Genomic DNA, 26539 nt, shown 5'->3' on the forward strand with positions numbered 1-26539 from the left:
GGGAAAGACAAAGATGAAACATTCTAAATTAGCGATATTAGTTTCGGCAGCTCTATTTGCATCAGCGGGTGCTTATGCAAGTGATGGAAATGAAGCGGATGTTACTCAAAATGGTTCTAACAACGTTGTAGAAGTAACCCAGTCAGTTAATAGTGATAATAACGATGCTACGGTTTCGCAAGATGGCGCATCAAACAAAGCATACGTCACTCAATCTGACACTTCAGATACTCATGCATTTATCACTCAAGCCGGTGAATTAAACCAAGGTACTATAACTCAGCGTAATGCGACTCAAACCGCTACAGCCACAATTGATACCGATGGTGTCGACAACCGTGCGTTTATTGACCAACAATTCAATAATGGTGAAAACGCGGCTGCAGATATTAATCAAGTCGGTGATCGCAATAATGCAACCATTTTACAAGATAATGCAGATGCCGCTAATTCGACCATCAATCAAAATGGGTCAGATGATATCGCAGAAATTAAAAACCATTGGTCAGATTTTGCCGATGCAACCATTACTCAAAATGTAGGTGGTGGTAATAACGCTTATATTGAACAGGAGTCTGCAGATGCAGCTTCAGCTAGTTTGACGCAAACCGGCGCTGGTAACAATGGCGATATCATACAAGCGACAGCGAATTTTGGTTATAGTGCAACAGCCGATGATACCGTGGCAACATTAACCCAAACTGGCGAGAATAACCGTGGTTATATTTCTCAAACAGCAAACTCAAGCGATGCAACAGTTAACCAAGACGGTGACTCAAATGAAGCTGAAGTTTATCAAAGTGGTTTAAACAATACCGCTAATGTACAGCAGTTGGGTAATAGCGATGATGCATTTGTGTATCAAACTGGCCAAGATGGTAATGCTAGCGTCAACCAAAGTGGTAACACAGGTAGTGTTGCAACTGTTAATCAAAGTGGTTTCAGTAATGATGCCATGATTGACCAAGTGGGTACTGGCTTAACTGCAACCGTGACGCAATTTGATCATGATAACGTTGCAGATATTGACCAATCTAATTTGGGTAATACAGCAAGCGTAACTCAAAGAGGTTCTTCTGAGGGATTGGGTAACCTTGCTACTGTGATGCAAAATGGCGTGGACGATACTGCTACTGTGCTGCAAAATGGTGAAGATAATACTGCCTATGTAGATCAAGATTCGTCAAGCAATGCAAATACAATTGCTATTACTCAGTTGGGTAATACTAACTATGCAGGTGCAGCGTCTGACTTAGGTGGTGACAATACAATTACCATTAATCAGACGGGTGATCGCAACTATGTAGGTAATACAGCTTCAGGGTCGGCTAACTATTATGGCACCCCAATTGGCGCAGGAACGTTTGGTGCAGAAAACACTGTATTGATTAATCAATTAGGTAATGATAACAAAGCTTATGCTGACTCAGCTGATTTATCTTCTGATGTAGAGATCTCACAAACTGGCGACTTTAACAATGCTATAGCTGAATCTTGGGAAGGTACTGACAACGACATTATGATTTCTCAAACAGGAACACTTCATAATGCTGACGTGTTTGTTAATGGAGCAGGCAGCAACACTGTTTCTATTACTCAAACTGATTCAAGTAACACGGCTAATGTCACCTCAATGGGTTATGGAAACTCAGTGATGGTTATGCAAGGCCAAGGCTTGTAGTACAAAAGTTTAATAAAGGGTGCGCAAGCACCCTTTTGGCTAATTGTTATACCGTAAAAGCATTGTTAAGCTTGCTAAGTATTGCTACTGGTTTTATCAATTCTTGCAAACAGAACACATGGAGTGTCAGATGTTTAAAGTCGTAAATTGGATGATTGTTTCACGATCGCAGTTACTGATTGATTTACTTGATTGCCGCTGGCCACAAGAGTTTTTGGTTAAGCTTGCTAAAGCCCAACCAAGTAACATGGTGAAAATGCTAACGGTTCAAGATAATTCTCTAGTCATATTTGATTTATCAACGATAGATCTTCAGCAAGCTTACCAACTTCAACGCATCATTGAGCGTGAAAATAGTGGTATGCGTACAGTCTTTATAAATTTCCCAAAACAAATGGATGCAAAATTTTTAGTTCATCCAGCCACTACCTCTGGTGTGTTTTATTCCGATGCCACACTTACTGAACTTAGTAATGGATTTAATGAAATCCTCAAAGGTCGCAGTATCATTCCACAAGATTTACACCCATCACAGCTTAATGATGACAATCAAGATGATAATGACCCATTAACTATTCGCGAACGCGAAGTGCTACAAGCCTTATTGTCTGGCAGCACTAATTTAGATATTGCCAATCAGCTGTTTGTGAGTGAATCAACCATCAAAACGCATTTATACCGCGCATTTAGAAAAATAGGGGTATCGAGTCGTGGCCAGGCAATTGCTTGGGCGCAAACCCACATTCATGAGGTTAGAGTGTGACCAATAGTACCATGATATTCGCGCTAGCATGTTTATCTATGCTAGCTGTGAGTGACGGTTATGCTGACGAAAAAAGTCTTATTGATGTTAATGTCGCTGAATTTACTAAAGCCGACATTGCCTCAAATTCTAATGATGTTGTCCCTGAATCCAAGGTTTCAGTCGCACAAGAAAATGCGCTTAAACAGCCTGATGATAAAGTGGTTAATGTTAGTGATGACAAGCCTAAACGTGAAACTGATTTAGTCGATGGTCTTATATTAAATCGAGCGATGACTCGATTTGGACACAGATTTTACCGAGAGTTTGTCAGTGCTTATCGCAATATTAATGGTATGAGTGATCATAGTGGCTTGACTATTGTCGAGCAAGCAACCGCAAGAAGTGGCAGTAAGATATTGGTACTACATAATAGAAAAGCTATTTTTATTACGTTTGTGTCTCCAGCCTCACGTAACTTAGACGAACAAGCCGATATGGCAGCAAAAAGAGTCAATGTTTCTCTACTGCAATATCAACAACAAGCACAATGGAATGCATTCTCAGACCCTGATCTTGCATCCGATGAGTTTTAGCAGGGAAAGCAAATGAAAAAGTTAATACTATCTCTGGTTATTTCAGCCTTGAGTTTACCCATTAGCGCAACACAGTTAGTTTATACTCCAGTCAATCCATCATTTGGTGGTAGCTATCTAAACGGCGGTTACCTTTTGGCGAATGCATCGGCACAAAATAAACATCAAGGAGGCTCAAGTTATACTCCGCCTACAGCATTAGAGCGATTAGCTGGCTCTTTACAATCAAGACTAATGAGTCAACTGTTTAACGATGCTGCTAATGGCGGTGAAGGTTATTTAAAAACTGATGACTTTGAAATCAATGTGGTAAATGAAGACGGCTCACTTCTTGTTCATATCACTGACTTGTTGACTGGTGAAACAACCATCATTGAAGTTGGTGGTATTGTAGGCAATACCACGGTAGGGGGGTAATGATGAAACGGATATTTGTCGGTTTATTTATGCTTTTTCTTACTGCTTGTTCATCCATTGATAGTGAGTTTGAAAATATTCAAGCCTCAACAAGTTTGATGCCTAAAGGTGAAACTTACTACGATCTAGTCAGTTTACCACCGCCACAGGGCAGTATGGTTGCTGCAGTTTATGATTTTCGAGACCAAACGGGTCAATATAAACCTATTCCATCGAGCAACTTCTCAACAGCAGTGCCCCAAAGTGGTACGGCTTTTTTAGCACAGGCATTAAATGACTCAAGCTGGTTTATTCCAGTTGAGCGTGAAGGGTTACAAAATCTATTGACTGAGCGCAAAATTGTCAGAGCGGGATTAAATGGTGATGCTAGTAAGTTACCTCAATTAAATAGCGCACAAATCCTAATGGAAGGCGGGATTGTAGCTTATGATACCAATATTAAAACTGGTGGAGCAGGTGCCAGATATTTGGGCATAGGAACATCAGGTCAATATCGAGTTGATAGCATTACCGTTAATTTGCGAGCGGTGGACATTCGCTCTGGGCGGTTACTTAGTAGTGTAACAACGACTAAATCTGTGGTGTCGATAGAAATTACCGCAGGCGTGTTCAAGTTTATTGATGCGCAAGAGTTACTTGAAGCCGAAGCGGGTTACACGTCAAACGAGCCAGTAAGCTTGTGTATTGCTGCTGCAATAGAAAGTGCAGTGGTACATTTAATTGCTGATGGTATTTGGAAGGGCTCTTGGAGCTTACTCGATCAATCTTCAGGTGTTAAAAACACAATACTACAAAAGTATTGGTTAGAGGCCCATAGCGAACAACAGGTGAGTGCACGTATAAAACAAAGTTAGTTGTAGTCTCGTTGCCGCTTAAATTTGCCACTTTATTTAGTTCTAATCAACAGGCATCCACTTTGGATGCCTGTTTACTTTGTTTTAGCCTAGAACATTTGAGCTAATAAAGCTGATCATTTCATACCTCATTATTCAATGTAGGAACCTTATTCAGTAAAGCAAGCCGTTCAGCAGGTTTTACTCGCTGATTACCCTAGCCATAATGTTGTTAAGTGCTTATCTGTTAAACTCAAGGCGACAGTGTCTTTAATTGCTGCTTGAATTGTTAACTCGCCTTGCATCAATTCGTCACGTCTAAACCAGTGCAGCTTAATTGTTTCACCGATAGGGTAATGCTGGAGTAACTGTTCAAATTGTCCATTAACTTGCAGGTTGTCAGCGGCTATGAGTAAATCTCCTGCGCTCAGACCCGCTAGATGGGCAGGACTGTGTTGATTAACCGAGATAACTTTTAGTCCAAGTCCTTCTGGCTTCACTTTTGCACCAAAACCAATATTAAAGCCTTTTACTTTATTGCCACCGTTATCGTTCGCACCTTCACTGCTTCTAAAATGCATTTCAATGCCAACTTTAGCCAGTAATGGGGCTAGCGGTAGGTCATCGGTGTGATATAAAAAGCTGAAAAGTTCGTCACAATTACGGTTCAACAGTGATTCAACAATACGCTGATGGCTTTGATTGTCTGTACCTACTCCAGTTAAACCATATTCTTGCCAAAGTATACGCATGACATCATCTAAACTTTTTTGTCCCTCGGTTTCTAACCTGATAGTTAAGTCTAGTAACAGGGCAAATAATGCTCCTTTGGTGTAATAACTTACAATGGCATTAGCGGCATTTTCATCCTGCTTATAAAATTTAGTCCAGGCATTAAAACTCGATGACGCCAAACTTTGTTTAAAGCGACCTTGACTGCGGTAAACCCTTGTCATGGTTTCACTGAGTAAGGTTAAATAACTTTCTTGATCAATACAGCCGCTGCGGTAAGTAATGAAATCATCAAAGTATGAGGTAATTCCCTCGTAAGCCCATAGTTGTTCGGTATAGCTTTCTTGGGATAAATCAAACGGCGTAAATTGAGCCGGCTTGATGCGTTTGACATTCCAACTGTGGAAATATTCGTGACTACAGAGTGACAAGTAAGTGCGATAACCTTTATCAACTTCGCCATGTTCATTTTTGGGTAAATCGTTGCGAGAACACATTAACGCCGTAGAGGCTTTGTGTTCTAATCCGCCAAAACCATTATCTAATACCGTGGTCATAAATACGTAGCGTTCAAACGGTGCTGGGGTGCCAAAAAAGTGAATTTGGTACTCGCAAATTGCTTTTAAGTCTTGTTTCAAACGGGCCATATTAGCACGATGTTTGCCACTTAAAACGATATCGTGTGGAACGCCAGCGGCGATAAATGTATCAATGGTTAAGTCACCCATTTCAACGGGGTGGTCAATTAAATCATCATAATTTTCAGCGCTGAATTCACCAAAACCAAATTGTTCACCAGCTACACGTGACAAGCTAGTGGCTATTTTCCATTGCGCCAATTCACTTAATGCAGGAGGAGCAATCGTCACATGTTGTTTATCTTGCTCTAGCCCTTTTGCGGCAAGAAAAACCGAACTGCCATTGAAAAAACCATGGTTGGTATCCAAATGAGCGCTACGAACGGATAAGTCCCATGCATAAACTTGATAACGCAGAGTGATTGTGGCGGTTTGATTAGCGACTTGCCAAGTTTGCTTATCCAATTGTTGAAAGGGAATGGCACTGTTATTTTCATCAAAAAATTGAATGTCGATGATGTTTTTAGCGAAATCTCGGATCATGTAACTGCCAGGAAGCCAGGCTGGTAAACTGAATATTTGATTGCTTTGGGCATTCGTTAACGTGGCAGTTATGGCAAATAAATGGGCTTTGGGATCGATGGCATGAATATGATGGTGCATAGGGAATCCAGTCACTAGAAACGATAAAGATGACATGCTGCCAAAATTGGGGCTTTTACGCAAACTACCGAGATGAAAAACCATCATTAGCGGTTATCTTTATTGAAAAATACGATAAACTTAACCCATCTGTATCTTGGCATACACGCTATGGTATACAAAATATGTTTTTCAGATTGCGTTATCTAGACGCTCTCATTGCAAAAAGGACAAGCAAATGGCCGAAGAAACCATTTTTAGTAAAATTATTCGTCGTGAAATTCCTGCAGATATTCTTTACCAAGACGAGTTAGTTACAGCGTTTCGTGATATCTCACCACAAGCACCTACGCATATTTTGATTATTCCGAATCATTTGATTGCGACAGCGAATGATGTGAAAGCGTCAGATGAATTAGCGCTGGGTCGTTTGATGACTGTTGCGGCAAAATTGGCTGAAGAAGCGGGTATAGCTGATGACGGTTATCGATTAATCATGAATTGTAATAAACATGGTGGCCAAGAGGTTTACCATATTCATTTGCATTTATTGGGTGGAAAGCCGCTTGGCCCTATGCTGAGCCGTGGCTAATGAAAATAAATTCTGATTTTTTCCCATTAACGGAAGTTGCTACTCGATTTGTTAATCAGTTAGCACAATGTCGCCGATTAGGTTTGTCTGTACAGGAAGCGAGTGAGCATCATGTATTGATAAAACTGCCTTATAGCCAAGATATTATTGGTTATCCTGACACTGGGGTTATTCATGGCGGCGTGATAACAACCTTAATTGATACCACTTGTGGCACAGCAGTAGTGTGCGCAATTTTGAAAAAATACCAGTCATTAGAAATCTCTCCCACACTTGATTTACGGGTGGATTACATGAAGCCAGCAGAGCCGAATAAAGCCGTTTATGCTTTTGCGGAGTGTTACCGATTATCGTCAAGTGTGGCTTTTACCCGCGCGATAGCTTATCAAGATAGTATTGATGAACCGATAGCTCATGCTGTGGGAACATTTATGCGCATCAGCCCTGAAATGGTTGGCGAGGATTTTCGTCAGGCCTTAATGGGTAATTTGCCTGAGGTGAAAAATGACTGATATTAATAAGCCTTCTGAGCCAGCAGAGTGTCCATCTCTGGATGTGCAGGATGTGGTTAAAAGAGCCATTGAGCTAAATGATTACAGCTATTTGCTTGCACAGGTTCCTTATTCGCAATTTATTGGTATGTCGGTAGCGCGTTTTGGTGATGAAATGGTATTTAAGCTGCCAGCCAAAGATGACAACATTGGTAATCCGGTATTGCCGGCTATACACGGCGGCGTGATTGCTGGATTTATGGAAATGTCAGCTATTGTGCAATTAATGGTATTTATGCAAGCCAAAAAAGTGCCCAAAATAGTGGATTTTTCAATCGACTATTTACGAGCAGGTTTACATCAGGATACCTTTGCTGAGTGTAAAATCACTCGACAAGGTCGACGAGTTGCAAATGTGAATATCAATTGTTGGCAAAATAACCGCAAGCAGTTAATTGCCACAGCAAGAGCCCACTTTTTGATTGACTGAGTCAACATGTAAAGGAATAAAAATGAAACAGATTACCTATTTTATAATATTGTCTATCAGCTTATTACTTGCCGCTTGCGCTAATCATACTTCTGGCATTTCGGCTAACTCTCAGGGAGAGGTTAGGGTTGATAACAGCACGTTTAGCCGAGAAGTGTCTGTTTCAAATATTAGTTCTCGTCAAGCTGCCGATTTAATTCAAGCCGCGGCACAGATTAACAGCTTGGTAGCGACTGATTTACGGTTGCAATACAAATTTACCTGGTTTGATGCTGGTGGCTTTACCATAGAAGATGAAGCCACAAGTTGGAAATCATTAAAATTACACGGTAAGCAACAAATTCAAGTTAATGCGGTCGCTCCGAATGCAACAGCAAGTCGGTTTGAAGTTTATGTGAGAAAAGCATTTTCAAATTAGTGGTTTGTAACATGAGTAAATAAAGCCTGATTATCAGGCTTTATTTTTAGTGATAAAAAAGTATTAGTTTTGTCTGTTTCCTGATTAAAATTAAGATATAATCCTTGTCGCCAAGGGGTGTTTTCTGCCAGTCACTAATTGACTATTATCAGAAAACTGAGATATCGAAAGATGAACCCTTAGAACCTGATCCGGCTAATACCGGCGTAGGAATGGGCCACTTCGATGTCATGGATGTGCACTTCTTTATCGCTACCTGCCGGATCTCAAAATACATATTTGAGGTCCTATGCTCCCTGTAAAAACAAAATCTTTGCTTAAATCACCCCTTGCATTTGCAATATTAACTGCACTTTATGCTGGCAATCTTATGGCCGCGACCGAGTCTGTTGAACGTGTTGCTCCTGAGTCTGAAAAAATGGAAGTGATTGTCGTTAATGCTGATTTTAGCCATGTCAGTTTAGATAAAATGCCTTCAAGTGTTACGGTGATTGATGCCCAACAATTAGCAGATGAAGGCGCACAACATTTTGAAGATGTTTTAAATTCGATTGCCAATTTTAATTGGTCAGGTGGTAGCTCTCGTCCAAAATATTTCCAAATTCGTGGTGTGGGAGAGCAAGAGCAATATCAAGGCGCACCAAACTCTTCAGTCGGATTTATTGTTGATGAAATCGACTTGTCAGGACTTGGCATGGTTTCAAGCATGTATGACATGCAGCAAGTTGAAGTGTTACGAGGTCCACAAGGAACACAATATGGTGCCAATGCACTAGCGGGCTTGATATACCTTAAAAGTAATGACCCTACAGACACCTTTGAACATGGCGTTAAAGTGAGTTTAGGTGATGATGACTTACAAACGTTTTCAGGCTTTAGTTCAGGGCCAGTGACAGATTCTGGCAAGCTTTTGTATCGTGTATCGGTAGAGAAACATGATCAAAATGGTTTTAAAAATAACACTTATTTAGACCGTGATGATACTAACAAGCGCGATGAATTGACGACACGCGCTAAATTACGTTGGTACGCTACTGATGATTTGCAAGCGGATTTAACTTTGTTACATGCCAATTTTGATAATGGCTATGATGCGTGGACATTGGACAACAATGGCACCAATACCTTAACCGATAAACCTGGGGTTGATAATCAGAAAACCACAGGTGTCGGACTTAAATTTTCGTACACAGGCGCGAAATATTTTGAGGTAACCTCTTTAACCTCATTTGCAAATACAGATCATCAGCACGCTTATGATGGTGATTGGGCTAACCCTGAATATTGGGCCAGCAAACAATGCACCGCATATGATAGTGATTGGAATGTGTCAGGCACAGAGCCATGTGTTTATGATTATATTTGGGATAAAGACGGTGAACGCAAAACTATATCACAGGAGTTTCGCTTATCTTCAAATCAAGCCAGCCGGATTTTTAATGAGTCGACAGATTGGTTAGTTGGCGTATATGCCATGAATTTAAAAGAAGACAATGACTTATATTCTGAATACAACACCTGGCCTGATGAAGTATTACAATCAAATTACCAAGCGACAAATTATGCCGTCTTCGGGCAATTAGACAGTCAATTAGGTGCTGATTATTTATTATCAACTGGTTTACGTTTTGAACGTCGTGACAGTGAATATTCGGATACTAATCAAGATAACTTTAACCCCTCAGAAGATATGTGGGGCGGCCACATTGCCTTATCGAAAGCCTTGAATGATTCACACAACACATATGCAAAAGTTGCCCGTGGTTATAAGGCTGGTGGTTTTAATATGACCTTACCTGCTGAGTTAGCAGATAAAAAAGAATTCGATACCGAAATTTTATATAACTATGAAATCGGTCTAAAGTCAGTGTGGCTTGATGGTGTATTCGACAGTAATTTTGCATTGTTCTTTATGGACAGAGAAGATCAGCAAGTGGCTGCGTCATTACAAGATCCTGAAAATCCGCAGCGATTTGTACTCTTTACCGAAAATGCCGGCAGTTCAAGTAACTATGGTGCTGAACTTGATCTTAACTGGTACGCCACTGAAAATTTACAAGTTTATGGCAGTGTGGGTTGGTTGGAGACCGAGTATGGTGATTACAGTTATCAAGATAAATACGGTAATACCATTGATTTATCAGGCCGCGAGTTGGCGCATTCGCCGAACTTCACTTACAGTGCTGGGGTAACTTATCTAGCCGACTCAGGTTGGTTTGCCAATATCAACACCAGCGGTAAAAGTGAGTTTTACTACTCTGATAGCAACGAATCAAAATCAGATCCCTACCAAATAGTGAATGCTCGTTTAGGTTATGAAACACAAACCTGGTCGGCCTATCTTTGGGGAAGTAATTTATTCGATGAGAACTACGGCGTTCGTGGTTTCTATTTTGGTAATGAGCCCGATATTGATTGGGCTGACAAACAGTATATTCGATATGGTGATCCACGTCAGATGGGCGTGACCTTTGATTATAAGTTCATGTAATTTAATTTTTATGAGTTGCTGAAGTTTAGCAAGAGAATAGCGACACCTTTGTTAGGTGTCGCTGATGTATTTTAAGGTGTAAAAATGAAATTAACTGCAGAAATTAGTATGTATCCATTTAATGAAAACTATTTGGATCCTATCAAGTGGTTTATCGGCCGCGTAGATAGTTATAGCAATATCGAGCGCGTGACCAACGCCATGGCGACCCAAGTTTGTGGTGAATATGCTGATGTTATGTCTATGCTGGCCATTGAGATGCAGGCCGCCCATAACAAATGGGGTAAAGCGGTTTTTGTGTGTAAATTTATTGGCGGTGAACTTAATTTAGCCCACAGCGAGTGACGATAAATGTCTGAAATTAGCCAATCTATTAGCCAAATATACAGTGAAGCGGGAGTTATGACTGCATGGGAAGCCGTTGCGGTATTGTTAGCTATTGTTTATTTAGTATTGGCTATGCGGACAAATATTTGGTGTTGGGCCGCGGCATTTGTTAGTACGGCTATATATACCGTTCTTTTTTGGAAAGTGTCGTTAATTATGGAGTCAGTGCTTAATATTTATTACATGGCGATGGCCTTATATGGTTATTGGATGTGGATGCAGCAGCCTGAAAGCAAACAGGAACACCACATTGATGATCAAGGCTCACCGATCATCAGTTGGCCCGTGACTACCCATTTTATGTTGGTATCCATTACTTTGCTTATATCCTTGGTCGTAGGGTACTTTATGGCTAATTATACTCAGGCTTCATTTCCTTATTTAGATTCAGCTACGACCTGCTTTGCGGTAATGACCACCTACTTAGTTGCTAAAAAAGTGCTTGAAAATTGGTTTTACTGGATTGTTATCAACACAGTGTCTATTTATTTATATTTCAGTAAAGGATTAATGTTAACCACTGCATTGTTTGTGGCTTATGTATTTATGGCAATAGCGGGGTATTTTATGTGGCGCAAAATGTGGGTCATTGATTCTCAATCACAAGCACAACCTGCTCATCAACATGGCTAATCTTACAGAAGGCTTCAAGGATTCTGCCCTAGCACAATTACCCTTAAAGGTTATTAAGCTTCTCATTGAGCGGCTACCTGCTGACAAATTAAGTCAACTTAGTAGGGATTGTGTCCATGTAGAACTTTTGTCAGCAGGTCTCAGTAATCAAAATTTTTTGCTGCAAACCCAATCAAGTAATGTCACTCAGGCGCAAGTTTTACGGGTAAATCATTCAGAGGCAACTTGGTGTAGTCGTGCTGATGAGGTTACCTGTTGGCGAGTCGCACAAACAATCGGTTTAGCACCCGAATTACTTTTTTGCAGTGATGATAATGAGTTGTATCTCAGTGAGTTTATCTGTGAATCAGAACCCTGGAGTCAATTTTATTGCCAACACAGCAATCACACGCAGCGTCAGAGAGAAATCAAGATTGATGGTTCAGTTACCGAGCCAGTAAAACAATTATTAACTGTCTTACAAAGCCTTACTACACTTCCTTTACCCACCAAACAGGTGAGTATGTTGCAGCAATGGCAAGAATATCAGTTGCAATTAGTCGGCGAGAAATCATCGACCAAGCAATGGCAATCATGTTTGCAACAAATTAATCAATTAACCGAACAAGCGATGTTGTGGTTCGATGCCATGGATAAATGTTTAGTTGAGCCGGCGTTTTGTCATCGTGATTTATCTCCCTTTAATCTACTTTTACGAACCAATAAAAATGTAATATTGGGAGAAAAGCAGACAAAATTGATGTGTATCGACTACGAGTATGCTGCAACTAGTCATCCACTTTTTGATTTAGCCTCAATATTGGCTACCCATGATTTATCTTCTGCACAATATGAATTATTACTTGATGGTTATTTTAAGTGGCAATCAGAGCTGATCTCACCTTATCTAAATGAAAATGCACAACATTGTGTTGGTTATTCGATTAATTGTTATTGGTTATTTTGTGCTATGTGGGCGTTAATTATGGCCAAATCTGAACCGGAGACATTCTTGGCTTATTTCCAACAGTATATTGCGTTAATCGATAGTAATTAATGTTTGTCCCTTAACGGCCAAGTCAATTATTTTTTGAGTCGTTGAAATGATTTCCTTGTATGTCAGGTCTTATTTAGCAACTATTTTTAAGCGAATATTTATTGGGCGTTGTCATAAGTTGATTATCATCAATGTTATCAATAACCATGGCAAATAGAACACTGAAGTTTGTCAGTCTATAAAGAAAACCTCATAAAGGAACTCACATGCAAGCACTATTTGCCATGTATCAGAATTTAATCAATAAACTGTCTCATTTAGAAGGATTAGCGCCATTAGCACTGCGGATTTACCTCGCACCTGTGCTCATGCAAGCTGGTTATAACAAATTATCTCACTTTGATGATACCGCAGCTTGGTTTGGAAATCCTGATTGGGGCCTAGGTTTGCCTATGCCAGAAGTGATGACAGCATTAGCTGCTGGAACTGAGTTTTTTGGTGGTTTCTTATTATTAATAGGTCTTGCTACCCGATTTATGGCGCTGCCGCTTATGATAACCATGCTGGTGGCCGCATTTGCTGTACATTGGTCAAATGGTTGGTTAGCTATTGCAGACGCTAGCTCATGGTTAGCCAGTGACAAAGTGATTGAGGCTGGCGAAAAACTTGCTGCGGCAAAGTCTATTTTACAACAGCATGGCAATTACGAGTGGTTAACAAGCTCAGGTAATTTTGTTATTTTGAACAATGGGATCGAATTTGCGATAACCTATTTCATCATGTTGTTAGCATTACTCTTTGTCGGTGGTGGCCGCTATTTTAGTTTGGATTATTATATTCACCGCCATATGGTACGCACAAATCCTTGAGCGATTATAGGACATAATCATTTTGTAAATATCCCAGCCAAAAACTGGGATATTTGATATTATTGATGCAAATAAGAATCAATAGGATAAACACTTTGAAAGCGTCTGAATTACTGTTAACTCGTCAATCATCTCCAAGATTGGTTGCGCCAGCACCGACTTCTGAACAACTCGAATTTATTCTCAATGCCGGAGCAAGAGTCCCAGATCATGGCGCATTAACGCCATGGGAGTTTATTATTGCCCAAGATGAGGGGCTCAGTCGTTTAGCTCAAGCATTTGTTTTTGCAGCAAAGCAATCCAATGCGGATGAAGTCTTTATCCAAAAAGCAGAAAAAATGCCATTTCGTGCTCCTATGGTAATTACTGTCGTTGCCAAAACACAAGAACACGCTAAGGTGCCTGTTTTAGAACAGTATATAGCAGCAGGGTGCGCAACGATGGCAATGCAACAAGCCGCATTTTCTTTAGGTATTGGCGCTGTGTGGCGTACGGGTGACTTTGCCTTTGATCGAAATGTTCATCAGCAACTCGGATTAAATGAGCAAGACCAAATTATTGGTTTCCTTTATGTAGGCACGCCATCGGTACAAGCACCAATAAAGCCACTAAAAGAAGGTCGTCAATTTGCTCGATTTTTATAAACCGTGATGCTCATGCTTTAAACGAAATGCTATGAGCAATTCCGTAAATGTTTTTTGATGTTTACTCAAGTGTGTCTAACGGTAATGAATTTTGAAAAAGATAATAACCTAAAGGGCCCAGTAATAAACTGCACCCACACCATAACCAACGTTTGAAGCTGCTGATATGCGCTTTGGATGTCATTGCGTTATAACAAAATAGGATATGTAGCAGTGCCACGGCAGCTAGTAGAAGTATCAGAGTTGTATCTATTGTCATTATGTCATGTTTTCCTTTGCTTTGCGGCAATGACTTTTTAAATCTAATCGCTAATTAAATATGGGCAGTAAAGTAATAAAAATCCTTGTTATTATTTAGCCTCAAATTATACCTAAACCTGATTTGTATAACGTTATAATTTACTCGAATTTAACCTTATTTAAAAGTAATTTAATTAATTAATCTTCTAAATTTATTACATTTTTTTAGTCTCTCTGATGTTTTTTAACGGATGAGATTTTGCCGTTTTACTATGGTTTAAGTTGGATCAACATCTTGCTATCTAACCATAATGGATATTTTGTCATAACTTGTTTGAATAGCTTGCTTTCAGTTAATGAACTTAACCAAACCCGCACTTTGGGGTAGGGGCTAGACTCAAACCACTGCTTATCTACACCTGCAAATTGTCTTATGAAGGGGAATATGGCGTAATCGGCAAAAGTAGGCTGATTGGCAAATAAAAAACACTGTTTATTGAGTTGTTGTTCAAGAGTGGCAATGAAAATTTCTGCATGCTGTCGATATACCATTTGGGGCAAAGCCGGGTGTCTGTCAGCATATTTATATTTGTCTAACCAGGGCTTAAATTCGGTATCATTTTGTTGAATAAGTGCCTGAGCATCAACTGAGTCGAGACTTTTAATCAGAATTTGATATTGCTCTTTATTTAAATACGGGCAGTTCTGCTGCGGGAACTGTGTCAATGCAAACTGGAATATATCTAAACTTTCAGCAATCACTTGATCTGCGTAAACCAATACTGGCACTGTACCTTTAGGCGAAATGTCGAGCATTTCAGGCGGCTTATTTTTTAATATGATTTCCCTTACTTCAGGATTAAGTGAGCTTAAATGTAAACCTATTCTGGCACGCATGGCGTAAGGGCAGCGGCGAAAAGAGTATAAATAATTCATAATAACAATGACCTACGATACGAAATTTGAATTGGCAATAAATAGCTGGCGTTGAATTTTTTTAGCGATATAAATTACAATCGAACGATAAAGTCAGTCTCCAAGGTATTTTTACATCAGTGAGACTTAGCGTATTTTACCGTAAAATAGTCTAAATTAACGTTCCATAGCATTTAAAATTATATTGATGGATTAAAAATCTGTTATTTTGGCGTGATTTAGTTATAATTTCGGCCGTTTTTTAGCTATAGCTCACATTTGTGCGCCAGTAATATGCACTGGAAATTAAGTTCCAGCCAGCGGAGAGATCATGTCAACGAATACATTAATACCTTCAGATTTATCAACACCAACCACTTTCGTCGTATGTGCACTGTATAAGTTCGTCGCCTTACCTAATTTTGAAGCAATCAGACAGCCTTTACTTAACGTGATGGAACAACATGAGGTTAAAGGTACCTTGTTGTTGGCTAGTGAGGGAATTAATGGCACTGTCGCCAGCAGTCAAGCAGGTATAGAGGCGTTATTAGCTTGGCTAGATAATCAACCCGGTTTAGATCGCATTGTCACCAAATTATCATTCGATGATGAAATGCCCTTTTATCGCACCAAAGTAAAATTGAAAAAAGAAATTGTTACTATGGGAGTGGAGGGAATAGATCCTCGTAAAGTGGTAGGGACCTATGTTAAGCCTAAAGATTGGAATGCGTTAATTTCTGATCCTGATGTGTTATTAGTCGATACTCGAAACGACTACGAAGTGCAAATTGGTACATTCGAACATGCAGTCAATCCAGTTACTGAGACATTTCGTGAATTCCCAGAATATGTGAAACAAAACTTAGATCCTGCCAAACATAAAAAAGTAGCCATGTTTTGTACAGGCGGTATTCGCTGCGAAAAGTCTACTGCTTATTTAAAAGAGCAAGGTTTTGAAGAGGTTTACCATTTAGAAGGCGGTATTCTTAAATACTTGGAAGAGGTTCAGCCTGAAGAGAGTTTGTGGAAAGGTGAATGTTTCGTATTTGATAACCGCGTCGCAGTAAACCATGCATTAGAAAAAGGTCAGTACGATCAATGTAATGCTTGCCGTATGCCTATTACAGAAGCGGAGAAAAACACACCAGCTTATGTACAAGGTATCAGTTGTCCGCACTGTATTGATAAAATATCTGACGAGCAGCGTCAGCGCTTCATTGAACGGGAACGTCAAGTACAACTTGCTCAGCAACGTGGTGAAGCTCATATTGGTAGCGATGTAAATCAAGTGATTGAACAGCGTAGACAAAAGAAAGAAGCATTGAAAAAAGCCCAAGAAGCTAAAAAACAAAAGTAGAAATATTGACTTAAGTTTTCATGCTGCATAAATATGGCACGCACATTGAATTTCTACTTATAGAAAGTTAATAAAAAAAGCCTCATTTAATGAGGCTTTTTTTATGCTATATTTTTTGCATCACCATTTCTTTTTCGGTTGAAACAACATATCAAGATCGTCTTCATCATTTTTCTTTGGCTGCGGCGTATTGTGTCCTGAGCTTTTTTGTGCGCCCATAATCTCATCGAGTAATTGTTTGGCTTCGTCAACTTTACGAGTAATAAACGGATCATTAGGCGTTTGAGCTTTGATAAGATGCAAAGTCGACAAAGCTTTAGTCACCATTTGCTTACTTGAGCCATATTGTTTCATATAACATGCTGCTCTAGCGCGGGTGATCATGGACTCTACGTTAATACGTTGCTGTAAACTGTCAATACGGCTTTCTTCGCCACTGAAGATAACTGAGTCGACTTTGCCCTTATTATGCTCTGCACGCAAAATGGCCTTGAGTTTTTTCAGGGTTTTTACTAACTCTAATACTTGGCGATCATTGTCGGGTAAACGAAAGTTTTCAACAGGGGGAACCTGTGCAGGAGAACCTGTCATGTTGCTAATTTGCGCCTTTAAGTCCCCTAAACGTCGTTGATAATCGTTAAGTACCTGCCCAGATGAGTACGATATTGATTGTTCTAGTGCTTCTTGGATACGTCTATATAAAATTAAAATAACATGGCTTGAACATGATGCCATACCAGTATTAGCCAATACAGCCTCGGTTTCATCAATAATGGCTCTTTGACGTGAAGCTTCTAGTCTACGTTCTGCTTCAGCGCGTTCTTTTTGTTGTTGAATAATGCTGAAGCCAATTATTAACAGTAACAAAGCTCCGATCAGCAGTAATATCAGAATTAAGGACATAGGTTTTCCGTATGGTCATAGTAATTGCAGGTGTCGCATTAAAAATAATGCCCAGCAACACAAACTTATTTCGGTTTTATAATCATGTTTTAATTATAGTTGAATAGCAAAACCAAAATTACTTTATATCTTAGCGTAAGTTATGTCGACTGTCGTTGAAAACTAAGTCATTTTAATGAGAAAAATAATCTTAAAAACAGCAAAGAGAACATTCGGTTCGGTATTTTTGTGATTTTATAGCCAAGTCCACTGTTTTTGGGGATTTATCTGCCTAGCTTAGTGTCGTTAAAGTTAATTGTTTTCACTTGTTATATATTCCACATTGAATTACATTTGCATTTAAGTATAACAAATAGTTATAGATGTGCAGTGGTGAACACAGCTTGTACCATTGATGTTGACTCCTAAATTAAAACCGCAAGGAAATATGCCATGAAGCTACAGCAACTTAGATACATTGCCGAAGTGGTGAAACATAATCTTAATGTGTCGACTACGGCTGAAAATTTGTACACTTCTCAGCCTGGTATCAGTAAACAGGTTCGTATGCTTGAAGATGAACTTGGCATACAAATATTTGGCCGTAGTGGTAAACATCTGACGCATGTGACGCCTGCAGGGCAGCAGGTTATTGAAATTGCTAACGATATTTTGAGTAAAGTTGAGAGTATTAAAAAAGTATCGGAAGAGTACACTAAACCGAATCAAGGCGAATTAAATATCGCGACTACCGATACACAAGCGCGTTATGCATTGCCCAATATCATTCAAGAGTTTATTAAGCGCTATCCAAAAGTTAACTTACACATGCACCAAGGGACACCCAGTCAAATTAGTGAGCAAGCGGCTCGAGGTTATGCCGACTTTGCGATTGCAACAGAAGCAATGCACCTATATACCGATTTAATTATGTTGCCATGTTATCACTGGAATCGCTCGATTGTTGTTACCCGTGATCATCCCTTAGCCAATGTCGTTAAACCAAGTATAGAAGAGTTAGCAAAGTATCCGTTAGTTACCTACGTTTTTGGTTTTGATAAAGCCTCAGAAATTGAGAAATCATTCAATCGAGCTAACTTAGATCCTCGTGTTGTGTTTAGTGCCACAAGTGCAGATGTTTTGAAAACTTATGTTCGCTTGGGATTAGGGGTAGGGGTCATAGCTTCTATGGCTATAGATGCGAATATTGATAAAGATTTGGTTGCTATTGATGCAAGCCATTTATTTGCGCATAGCACCACAAAAATTGGTTTCAGACGCGGCAGCTTTTTAAGAGGATACATGTATGACTTTATGCTGCATTTTGCTCCTCACTTAACCCGAACTGTGGTTGAAAATGCCGTAGCGTTACGTGATCAGCAGCTTATTGATGAAATGTTTGCAGATATGAAATTACCGGTTCGCTAATTTTTGTTTATATTGAAAGCAAAAAAATCACGCCTTGGCGTGATTTTTTATTATCGATTTTTGTTAATCGAATTATGCTTTTAGATAGAATTAATCTGGGGCATAACCGCTTTTACCAATAACATCACCATCAAGAAAGGCTTGATTATTATTCATTGATAATCTCCCCAAGCTGAACCACTTTACAACTAATGGATAGATAGCATGTTCTTGTTCATGTACTCTTTCCGCCAAGGTTTCAGCATCATCTTCAGGATAAACAGGCACTTTGGCTTGTAAAATAACTGGACCAGCATCTAATTCAGGGATCACAAAGTGCACACTTGCGCCGTGCTCAGTATCTTTAGCATCAATTGCACGTTGATGAGTATTTAGCCCTGTATACTTAGGTAGTAATGATGGATGAATATTAATCATTTTACCTAAGTATTTACTCACAAAACCATTGGATAAAATCCGCATAAAGCCTGCAAGCACAATTAAGTCTGGCTGATACTTGTCAATAGCATTGATCAAGCGGTCATCATAGTCTTCGCGCAGTTCACCTTTACGAGCAATAACACAACTGGTATCGATTTCACTATGATGAGCGCGAACTAAGCCATAAGCGTCAGGCTTGTTACTGATAACACCCACTACTTCAGCATTTAGGTTGTCATCACAACCATCTAAAATAGCTTGTAAATTACTACCGTTACCAGAAATTAACACCACTACGCGACAGCTTGCAGACATTAGATGATCTCCACTTGCTCTTCATCGTTACTGCGTTCTGCAATTTCGCCAATTAACCAAGCATTTTCGCCTTCAGCTGTTAATAACGCTAATGCTGCATCAACTTTGTCTGAAGGAAGTGCGATAACCATACCAACACCGCAGTTAAAGGTTAGGTACATTTCACGCTTTGCAATATTACCATTGGTCATTAACCAGTCGAATACCACTGGCCAGTTCCAAGAATCACCTTTAACAACCGCTTTACAGTTTTCAGGTAAAACGCGAGGGATATTTTCCCAGAAACCACCACCGGTAATATGTGCCATTGCATGCACTTCAGTTTGCTCAAGCAACTTAAGTAATGACTTTACATAAATCTTTGTTGGCTCAAGTAAGTGGTCGATTAATGGCTTGCCATTAAGATCTTGCTTAGGATCGGCTTTACTTACTTCTAATACTTTACGGATCAGTGAATAACCATTTGAGTGTGGGCCACTTGAACCAAGGGCAATTAACGAGTCGCCCGCTTTTACTTTAGTACCATCAATGATGTCAGCTTTTTCAGCAACGCCAACGCAGAAGCCTGCAAGATCGTAATCTTCGCCTTCGTACATGCCTGGCATTTCAGCAGTTTCACCACCGATTAACGCGCAACCAGATTGAAAACACCCTTCAGCAATACCGTTAACGACTGAGGTTGCGGTTTCAACATCTAACTTACCAGTGGCGTAATAATCTAAGAAGAATAAAGGTTCTGCACCCGAAACAATTAAATCATTAACACACATAGCCACAAGGTCTATACCGACAGTGTCATGTTTTTTATGATCAATCGCCAGTCTAAGTTTGGTGCCAACACCGTCAGTACCAGAAACAAGTACAGGGTGTTTATATTTAGTTGGTAATTCACATAATGCGCCAAAACCACCTAAATTGCCCATAACTTCAGGACGACGGGTGCGTTTTACGGCAGATTTTATGTTATTAACTAATGCGTTACCTGCATCGATATCAACGCCGGCGTCTTTGTAACTTAATGGTGTAGGAGTGCTCACGGAGGATCCTCTCGGGTACATCGTTTAAGGAATTTTATGCGGCGGTATTCTACCAGCTTGTGCCGATTGTCGAAAGCCATGATTTGGCTTTATCCGCCAGATAAAACACCAAATTGTGCTATTTTTATTGGGTTAGCTCACGATTTATAGTAATTATGAAACTTTATGTTTTATATAGGGGATAAATGCACTAACATTTGTTAAATTTGGCTGTAAATAGACAAAGCTGGGAGAGAAAATGAAAGTCGTTGAAGTAAAACACCCTCTAATTCGTCATAAAGTAGGATTGATGCGCGAAGCTGATATCAGTACGAAACGTTTTCGTGAATTGGCGACAGAAGTAGGCAGTTTGTTGACCTATGAAGCAACTGCTGACTTTGAAACTGAAAAGGTTACTATCGAAGGTTGGAATGGCCCAGTGGAAGTTGATCAAATCAAAGGTAAAAAGGTCACAGTAGTGCCCATTTTACGTGCAGGTTTAGGCATGATGGACGGTGTGCTTGAGCATATTCCAAGTGCACGCATTTCTGTTGTCGGTATTTACCGTGACGAGAAAACGCTTGAGCCGGTACCATACTTTGAAAAGCTTGTGAGTAATGTTGATGAGCGCATTGCATTAGTGGTTGACCCTATGTTGGCAACTGGCGGTTCAATGATCTCTACTATCGACTTATTAAAAGCGCGTGGTTGTACATCTATTAAGGCATTAGTACTTGTTGCTGCACCTGAAGGTATTAAAGCACTTGAAGCTGCTCATCCTGATATTGAACTGTATACCGCAGCGATTGATAAATGTCTAAATGAGCAAGGGTATATTTTACCTGGTTTAGGTGATGCTGGTGATAAGATTTTTGGAACTAAATAATTTAGTTATCAACATTTAATCAGCAATAAAAATGGGAACCTAAGTTCCCATTTTTATTGCCAGTTTTTCATCAATTCAATAGCTTCACTACAGCAGATTAAAGCACCATTGCCGCAATCCAACCAAAACCTAACAAGGGAATATTATAATGCATAAATGTTGGGATAACGCTGTCACGAATATGATCATGTTGACCATCAGCATTCAAGCCCGCTGTAGGTCCTAAGGTTGAATCAGATGCTGGTGAGCCAGCATCACCCAACGCGGCAGCCGTTCCCACTAGGGCAATAGTGGCAGGAATTGAAAATCCAAAACTCAATGCTAGTGGGACGTAAATCGTGGCAATAATTGGAATGGTCGAGAATGATGAACCAATGCCCATGGTGATCAGCAATCCCACTACCAACATTAATATCGCCGCCAGCGCTTTATTGTCACCAATGATATCGCCCAAAGATGCTACCAAGGTACTGACTTCCCCAGTTGATTTTAATACTGCGGCAAAACCTGCAGCTGCGATCATGATAAAGCCAATATTTGCCATCATATGGACACCTTGGTTAAACAAGTCCTGTCCAATGCTGCGTTTGATGATCCCTGAAAAACGGAAAATGATAAAACCCGCTAGCGCACCAAAAATCATCGAATTGGTTTGAAGTTGTACTATTAAAGTTGCCAAAATGGCGATAATAGAAATGACAATACTTTTACGGTTTATTCCAGGCTCTGCAGTTTCATTAATGACTTGCGAACTGATGATTTGATATTCACGTGGTTTACGGTAACTCACAAACATCGCAAACAGTAAACCACATACCATGCCAAGCGCTGGAAGTAACATGGCTTTGGGTATTTGGTTATGAACCGCTTGTAAGCCATTATTATTCAGATTTGCCAGCAAGATATCGTTCAAAAAAATCCCACCAAAACCAATAGGCAAAATCATATAAGTGGTAACCAAACCAAATGTCAGCAAACAAGCAATAAGCCTTCTATCAATTTTTAGGGTCGACAACACATGTAATAGCGGCGGAATAAGAATTGGAATGAATGCAATATGAATAGGTAGCAGGTTTTGTGAAGAAACTGCCATAGCAAGTATGGTTATTAATAATGTCCATCTCACCACATTCGTATTGGTACTGTTAGGCTCTTTCCCCAGCTTTTTGATGATGGAATGCGAAATCAAGGTGGTTAACCCTGAGTGAGATAACGCTGCTGCAAAAGCCCCGAGCAAAGCATAGCTTAATGCGATTTGTGCTCCACCGCCTAAACCATCATTAAAGGCTGCAATGGTTTGGTTTAAATCAAGGCCACCGACTAAGCCCGCTACCAATGCGCTGATCGTCAGTGCGATAACCACATTTATTCGTGCAAAACTCAGTGCAAGCATTAAGCAAACGGCAATAACAACAGCATTCATATCAAAATCATTCTAGTTATATTTATAAGGCGTTTATTTATGACGTTATTTGCTTGTCTTGTCCAGCAATGCGTTTTGTTTTACTGGTTTTTATTCATCACGAAAGTAAATGTGATGGTAATTTTTCTGTCTTGTATAGCCCAGTGTGATCAGTTTGTGGTAGCCAAATCACATACAACTTAAAATCATGATCTATATTTTAAGACTAAAATCCCTATAAACAGTAAGGCTTGAATGCAGGGTTTTTCAGCAGGTAAAACAAATTTCATTCAAAAAACCTTATCTAAAACACAAATAAAAGGTATGGTATAGCACATTAAGGAATGATGGTGCCCAGCACCTTCCCATATGTTTTAATCAAGCCATTAATGGAGATATAAAATGAGCGTATTAGTAGGCCGTCCAGCCCCAGATTTTACCGCAGCAGCTGTTTTAGGTTCTGGTGAAATTGTTGATAACTTTAATCTTGCAACTGCGATTAAAGGCAAGCCAGCAGTGATCTTTTTCTATCCTTTAGATTTCACTTTTGTATGTCCATCAGAGCTAATTGCTTTTGATCACCGTATGGAAGAGTTCACCAAGCGTGGCGTAGAAGTTATCGGTGTGTCTATTGACTCACAGTTTACCCATAACGCATGGCGTAACACCCCAGTAGAAAAGGGTGGTATTGGCCAAGTTAAATACACTCTGGTTGCTGACGTTAAACATGAAATCTGTAAAGCTTACGATGTTGAGCATCCAGAAGCGGGTGTTGCATTCCGTGGTTCTTTCCTTGTAGATAAAGAAGGTCAAGTTCGTCACCAAGTGGTTAACGATTTACCATTAGGCCGTAACGTTGACGAAATGCTACGTATGATCGATGCACTTCAATTCCACGAAGAGCACGGTGAAGTATGTCCAGCTGGCTGGTCTAAAGGCGACAAAGGTATGACTGCAAGCACTGATGGTGTTGCTGCATACTTAAAAGATAACTCTGACAAGCTATAATTTATACTTGTGAGTTAAAAAAGCTGCCTAGGCAGCTTTTTTTGTATGTGTTTTTTACCCTTCAGAAAGTTTAGCACTTAAGGCATTAAGCTTATTCTGAGGCAGTTTGTACCAAATTAGCTTCCTGTTCGTCACCATCTTCCAATGATGGCATTGGCCATCCACCTAGGGCTTTCCAGCGATTAACAATATAACAAAATAGTTCAGCCGTTCTTTCTGTGTCATACAAAGCCGAATGGGCTTCTTTATTGTCAAAATCAATACCGGCCATTTTACAGGCCTTAGCTAATACTGTATGACCAATTGCTAAACCCGCTAACGAAGCTGTATCGAAGCTTGCGAACGGGTGAAAAGGAGACCGCTTCAAATTGTTGCGCTCAATACACTGATTTACAAAGCCAAGATCAAACGCAGCATTATGTGCGACCACAATACTCCTGTGGCAGCCAACCGCTTTTTGTGCTTTCTTAACTTCTTTAAATATTTCTAAAAACGCACTTTTTTCGTCAACTGCGCCACGTAACGGGTTGGTTGGATCAATACCATTAAAAGCTAATGCTTCGGGTTCAAGATTAGCACCTTCAAAAGGCTCAATATTAAAATGTAATGTTTTATCTAAACTTAAATAACCTTGGTCGTCCATTTTTAGCATAGTGACGGCAATTTCTAATAAGGCATCTGTATTGGCATTAAAACCAGCCGTTTCAACGTCGATAACAACGGGGAAGTAACCACGGAAACGATGTTTAAATTTGTTGCTGTCGCAGATGTCACTCATGTAATTCTATTACCCTGTTTAGCTTGAATATTGCTGCAATTATAAAGATTAAAATAGAACCAAAGCAGCGTTTAGGCCGAGTATTATACTCAAACGGCACCAAGATGCTCGTATCCTTGCTAAATTATGTTTAAGAAAATATTCCTAATGCCGATATAGAAGAAAGAATAGATTTATTAGGTGGCATCATGTGGCGTAATTTGTTGTTAATATCAATTTTGTTTATCAGCTCTTCAGCCAGCGCTGACTTACGTCATTACGTTGCCTCTTTGGATAACTCTGCGTGGCGTGTCGGACAAAACACCCCAATCGAATGTCGCTTAGAACATGATATACCTGACTACGGTAAAGCGGTTTTTTCAAGCAAAGCAGGGAAAGATTTAAACCTTTTATTCACCCTTGATATGTGGGCGAAACCGGATGCAGTGACTAATGCAAAGTTAATGAGTCGCGCCCCTCAATGGCGCCCAGGGGATGCTGCAAAAGAAATTACCGCTCTAAAATATCAACGGCAATTTAATGGTGAAGTGCCTAAAAAAGCTGCCTGGACCATGCTTAATGAATTAAGTCAGGGTAGGGAGCCAACATTTTATTATTCAGACTGGTACGATACATCACATACGGTAGCTGTCGGTATTTCTGCGGCAAACTTTGCTGGTAAATATAGAGAGTTTCGTTCTTGCCTTGCCAACTTACTTCCCTATAGTTTTGATGACATAGCATTTACTGTGCTTAACTATAAAGATGGCGGTACAGAATTGACGCGTTTTTCTAAGTATCAACTTAAAAAGGTCCAAGAATATTTATCATATGATCCAGATGTAGAACTCATTGTTGTGAATGCTTATACCGACAGTTATGGTGGTCGTTCAATAAACCAAAAAGTATCGGATAAACGCGCTGACTCAGTTAAAGACTTACTGATAGCCAATGGTATCGCTCAAGATAGAATTATTACTGAAGGCCATGGTGAAAAACGACATGTCAGCGGAAATGATTTAGCATCAGAACGTCAGGTTAACCGTAGGGTTGTTATCAAGATCACTAAGCCAATATAAAAATACTTTAGTTGATGTTTCAAAGCCTGAATATTATTCAGGCTTTTTGTTTTTAAGATAAAAAAAACCCACTCAAACCGAGTGGGCTAAATAATTTGCAATCAACAAATTGAAGGAAGGAAGTCAAGCATAAGAACTGGGATAAACTAATGTTTCACAAACACTAATTAGAAGTTCATTGTTTTCTACATCAAACTGATGTCCTGAAAACAAGGCTATAATAGATGTTATGCTCTAAAGTGACAAACTAAAAAAACTTCGACTAAAGATTAGTTTTACTAATGATTAAGCTCTGTTTTTAAATATCAAAACTTGCCCTTAACCACTGGTAAGAGTGCTTTAAGGCAATAACTGACATTTTTGTGCATAAATACTCGGATAAGTTGCATTACTGAGCAAATGGAATTGTTAATAATCTTCGAGACTCAATTTTTGCAGGCCTTGTTATTTGCTTATGACGATAATATTTTTCAATATTTGACTTAAAACAAGCGATCACATCCCCATAGATTAAATGATTTTTACAATATCTAATTTCTCGAATATCAGCTTGGAACAATATCCATTTTTTAGGAATAGATATCCAACAACAATTCGCCTCGCTAAATGAGTCGAATGACCA

27 protein-coding genes and 1 riboswitch are annotated in these 26539 nt (G+C 39.6%); of the genes, 20 read left to right on the forward strand and 7 right to left on the reverse strand.

The genetic code is table 11. From position 1 onward, the window contains the following. Positions 1-13 precede the first annotated feature (13 nt). From IEY03_RS00105 to IEY03_RS00125, 5 genes are all read left to right on the forward strand, one after another. Entirely contained in the window at positions 14-1681 is a 1668-nt protein-coding gene (locus tag IEY03_RS00105; RefSeq protein ID WP_188839321.1) for a beta strand repeat-containing protein, read from the forward strand. Between the two features lie 130 nt (positions 1682-1811). After that, positions 1812-2444 carry a LuxR C-terminal-related transcriptional regulator gene (locus IEY03_RS00110; RefSeq protein WP_188839322.1) on the forward strand — a complete coding sequence of 211 codons (633 nt, stop codon included), beginning with the start codon at positions 1812-1814 and terminating at the stop codon, positions 2442-2444. After that, positions 2441-3019, forward strand: a complete 579-nt coding sequence (locus IEY03_RS00115; protein WP_229778158.1) for a curli production assembly/transport protein CsgE — start codon at positions 2441-2443, stop codon at positions 3017-3019. Before IEY03_RS00110 ends, IEY03_RS00115 begins: the two co-directional genes overlap by 4 nt. A 12-nt stretch (positions 3020-3031) precedes the next feature. Further along, positions 3032-3436: a curli assembly protein CsgF gene (locus tag IEY03_RS00120; RefSeq protein WP_188839323.1), complete on the forward strand. Its 405-nt coding sequence runs from the start codon at positions 3032-3034 to the stop codon at positions 3434-3436. Positions 3437-3438: 2 nt separating this feature from the next. Next, positions 3439-4290, forward strand: a complete 852-nt coding sequence (locus tag IEY03_RS00125; RefSeq protein ID WP_188839997.1) for a CsgG/HfaB family protein — start codon at positions 3439-3441, stop codon at positions 4288-4290. A gap of 191 nt (positions 4291-4481) precedes the next feature. Here IEY03_RS00125 and IEY03_RS00130 read toward each other — a convergent pair whose 3' ends face one another. Then, on the reverse strand, positions 4482-6242 hold the full coding sequence (locus tag IEY03_RS00130; RefSeq protein WP_188839998.1) for a M61 family metallopeptidase: 1761 nt from the start codon (positions 6240-6242) through the stop codon (positions 4482-4484). Between the two features lie 217 nt (positions 6243-6459). Here IEY03_RS00130 and hinT point away from each other — a divergent pair, with 217 nt between their 5' ends. The 10 genes from hinT to IEY03_RS00180 all read left to right on the forward strand — a co-directional run bounded on the left by hinT (position 6460) and on the right by IEY03_RS00180 (position 14212). Further along, positions 6460-6813: a purine nucleoside phosphoramidase gene (hinT, locus tag IEY03_RS00135; protein ID WP_188839324.1), complete on the forward strand. Its 354-nt coding sequence runs from the start codon at positions 6460-6462 to the stop codon at positions 6811-6813. Beyond that, on the forward strand, positions 6813-7325 hold the full coding sequence (locus IEY03_RS00140; protein WP_188839325.1) for a PaaI family thioesterase: 513 nt from the start codon (positions 6813-6815) through the stop codon (positions 7323-7325). Before hinT ends, IEY03_RS00140 begins: the two co-directional genes overlap by 1 nt. Then, a complete protein-coding gene (locus IEY03_RS00145) occupies positions 7318-7794 on the forward strand; it encodes a PaaI family thioesterase (RefSeq protein WP_188839326.1) in 477 nt (158 codons plus the stop codon). The genes IEY03_RS00140 and IEY03_RS00145 overlap by 8 nt, the downstream gene beginning before the upstream one ends. Positions 7795-7816: 22 nt before the next feature. Next, positions 7817-8212 (forward strand): YcfL family putative periplasmic lipoprotein, encoded by a 396-nt coding sequence (locus IEY03_RS00150; protein ID WP_188839327.1) that lies wholly within the window; start codon positions 7817-7819, stop codon positions 8210-8212. 103 nt (positions 8213-8315) lie between these two features. Continuing rightward, a riboswitch (TPP riboswitch) is annotated at positions 8316-8442 on the forward strand. Positions 8443-8501: 59 nt separating this feature from the next. After that, positions 8502-10703 carry a TonB-dependent receptor gene (locus IEY03_RS00155; RefSeq protein ID WP_188839328.1) on the forward strand — a complete coding sequence of 734 codons (2202 nt, stop codon included), beginning with the start codon at positions 8502-8504 and terminating at the stop codon, positions 10701-10703. Positions 10704-10787: 84 nt separating this feature from the next. After that, entirely contained in the window at positions 10788-11048 is a 261-nt protein-coding gene (locus IEY03_RS00160) for a hypothetical protein (RefSeq protein ID WP_188839329.1), read from the forward strand. 6 nt (positions 11049-11054) lie between these two features. Beyond that, entirely contained in the window at positions 11055-11723 is a 669-nt protein-coding gene (gene pnuC, locus IEY03_RS00165) for a nicotinamide riboside transporter PnuC (RefSeq protein WP_188839330.1), read from the forward strand. Beyond that, positions 11716-12759 carry a phosphotransferase gene (locus tag IEY03_RS00170; protein ID WP_188839331.1) on the forward strand — a complete coding sequence of 348 codons (1044 nt, stop codon included), beginning with the start codon at positions 11716-11718 and terminating at the stop codon, positions 12757-12759. Before pnuC ends, IEY03_RS00170 begins: the two co-directional genes overlap by 8 nt. 206 nt (positions 12760-12965) lie before the next feature. Beyond that, the gene (locus IEY03_RS00175; RefSeq protein WP_188839332.1) at positions 12966-13568 is read left to right on the forward strand and encodes an HvfX family Cu-binding RiPP maturation protein; all 603 of its coding nucleotides are present in this window, start codon (positions 12966-12968) and stop codon (positions 13566-13568) included. 95 nt (positions 13569-13663) lie between these two features. After that, a complete protein-coding gene (locus IEY03_RS00180; RefSeq protein WP_188839333.1) occupies positions 13664-14212 on the forward strand; it encodes an NAD(P)H nitroreductase in 549 nt (182 codons plus the stop codon). Positions 14213-14722: 510 nt separating this feature from the next. Here the strand turns inward: IEY03_RS00180 and IEY03_RS00185 are convergent. Then, positions 14723-15388: a glutathione S-transferase gene (locus IEY03_RS00185; RefSeq protein WP_188839334.1), complete on the reverse strand. Its 666-nt coding sequence runs from the start codon at positions 15386-15388 to the stop codon at positions 14723-14725. Between the two features lie 310 nt (positions 15389-15698). On the opposite strand from IEY03_RS00185, the gene trhO reads away from it, so the two are divergent. Beyond that, entirely contained in the window at positions 15699-16724 is a 1026-nt protein-coding gene (trhO, locus tag IEY03_RS00190) for an oxygen-dependent tRNA uridine(34) hydroxylase TrhO (RefSeq protein WP_188839335.1), read from the forward strand. A gap of 120 nt (positions 16725-16844) precedes the next feature. Here the strand turns inward: trhO and IEY03_RS00195 are convergent, their stop codons facing one another. Continuing rightward, the gene (locus IEY03_RS00195) at positions 16845-17627 is read right to left on the reverse strand and encodes a hypothetical protein (RefSeq protein WP_188839336.1); all 783 of its coding nucleotides are present in this window, start codon (positions 17625-17627) and stop codon (positions 16845-16847) included. A 432-nt stretch (positions 17628-18059) separates the two neighbouring features. Here IEY03_RS00195 and cysB point away from each other — a divergent pair, with 432 nt between their 5' ends. After that, positions 18060-19034: an HTH-type transcriptional regulator CysB gene (cysB, locus tag IEY03_RS00200; RefSeq protein WP_188839337.1), complete on the forward strand. Its 975-nt coding sequence runs from the start codon at positions 18060-18062 to the stop codon at positions 19032-19034. A gap of 90 nt (positions 19035-19124) precedes the next feature. Here cysB and purN read toward each other — a convergent pair whose 3' ends face one another. Together purN and purM are read right to left on the reverse strand one after the other, a co-directional pair. Continuing rightward, entirely contained in the window at positions 19125-19769 is a 645-nt protein-coding gene (gene purN, locus IEY03_RS00205; RefSeq protein ID WP_188839338.1) for a phosphoribosylglycinamide formyltransferase, read from the reverse strand. Beyond that, a complete protein-coding gene (gene purM, locus IEY03_RS00210; protein ID WP_188839339.1) occupies positions 19769-20806 on the reverse strand; it encodes a phosphoribosylformylglycinamidine cyclo-ligase in 1038 nt (345 codons plus the stop codon). The genes purN and purM overlap by 1 nt, the downstream gene beginning before the upstream one ends. Positions 20807-21044: 238 nt before the next feature. Between purM and upp the strand changes: the two genes are divergently transcribed. Further along, the gene (gene upp, locus IEY03_RS00215) at positions 21045-21671 is read left to right on the forward strand and encodes a uracil phosphoribosyltransferase (protein WP_188839340.1); all 627 of its coding nucleotides are present in this window, start codon (positions 21045-21047) and stop codon (positions 21669-21671) included. Positions 21672-21768: 97 nt separating this feature from the next. Here upp and IEY03_RS00220 read toward each other — a convergent pair whose 3' ends face one another. Then, entirely contained in the window at positions 21769-23094 is a 1326-nt protein-coding gene (locus IEY03_RS00220) for a Na+/H+ antiporter family protein (RefSeq protein ID WP_188839341.1), read from the reverse strand. A gap of 381 nt (positions 23095-23475) precedes the next feature. Between IEY03_RS00220 and IEY03_RS00225 the strand changes: the two genes are divergently transcribed. Continuing rightward, the gene (locus IEY03_RS00225; protein ID WP_188839342.1) at positions 23476-24081 is read left to right on the forward strand and encodes a peroxiredoxin; all 606 of its coding nucleotides are present in this window, start codon (positions 23476-23478) and stop codon (positions 24079-24081) included. 91 nt (positions 24082-24172) lie between these two features. Here the strand turns inward: IEY03_RS00225 and rnt are convergent, their stop codons facing one another. Continuing rightward, on the reverse strand, positions 24173-24859 hold the full coding sequence (gene rnt / locus IEY03_RS00230; RefSeq protein WP_188839343.1) for a ribonuclease T: 687 nt from the start codon (positions 24857-24859) through the stop codon (positions 24173-24175). 188 nt (positions 24860-25047) lie between these two features. Here rnt and IEY03_RS00235 point away from each other — a divergent pair, with 188 nt between their 5' ends. Next, the gene (locus IEY03_RS00235) at positions 25048-25917 is read left to right on the forward strand and encodes a flagellar protein MotY (RefSeq protein WP_188839344.1); all 870 of its coding nucleotides are present in this window, start codon (positions 25048-25050) and stop codon (positions 25915-25917) included. Positions 25918-26539: the final 622 nt, after the last annotated feature.

This window comes from Shewanella aestuarii, from assembly GCF_014647215.1.
Lineage (GTDB): Bacteria > Pseudomonadota > Gammaproteobacteria > Enterobacterales > Shewanellaceae > Shewanella > Shewanella aestuarii.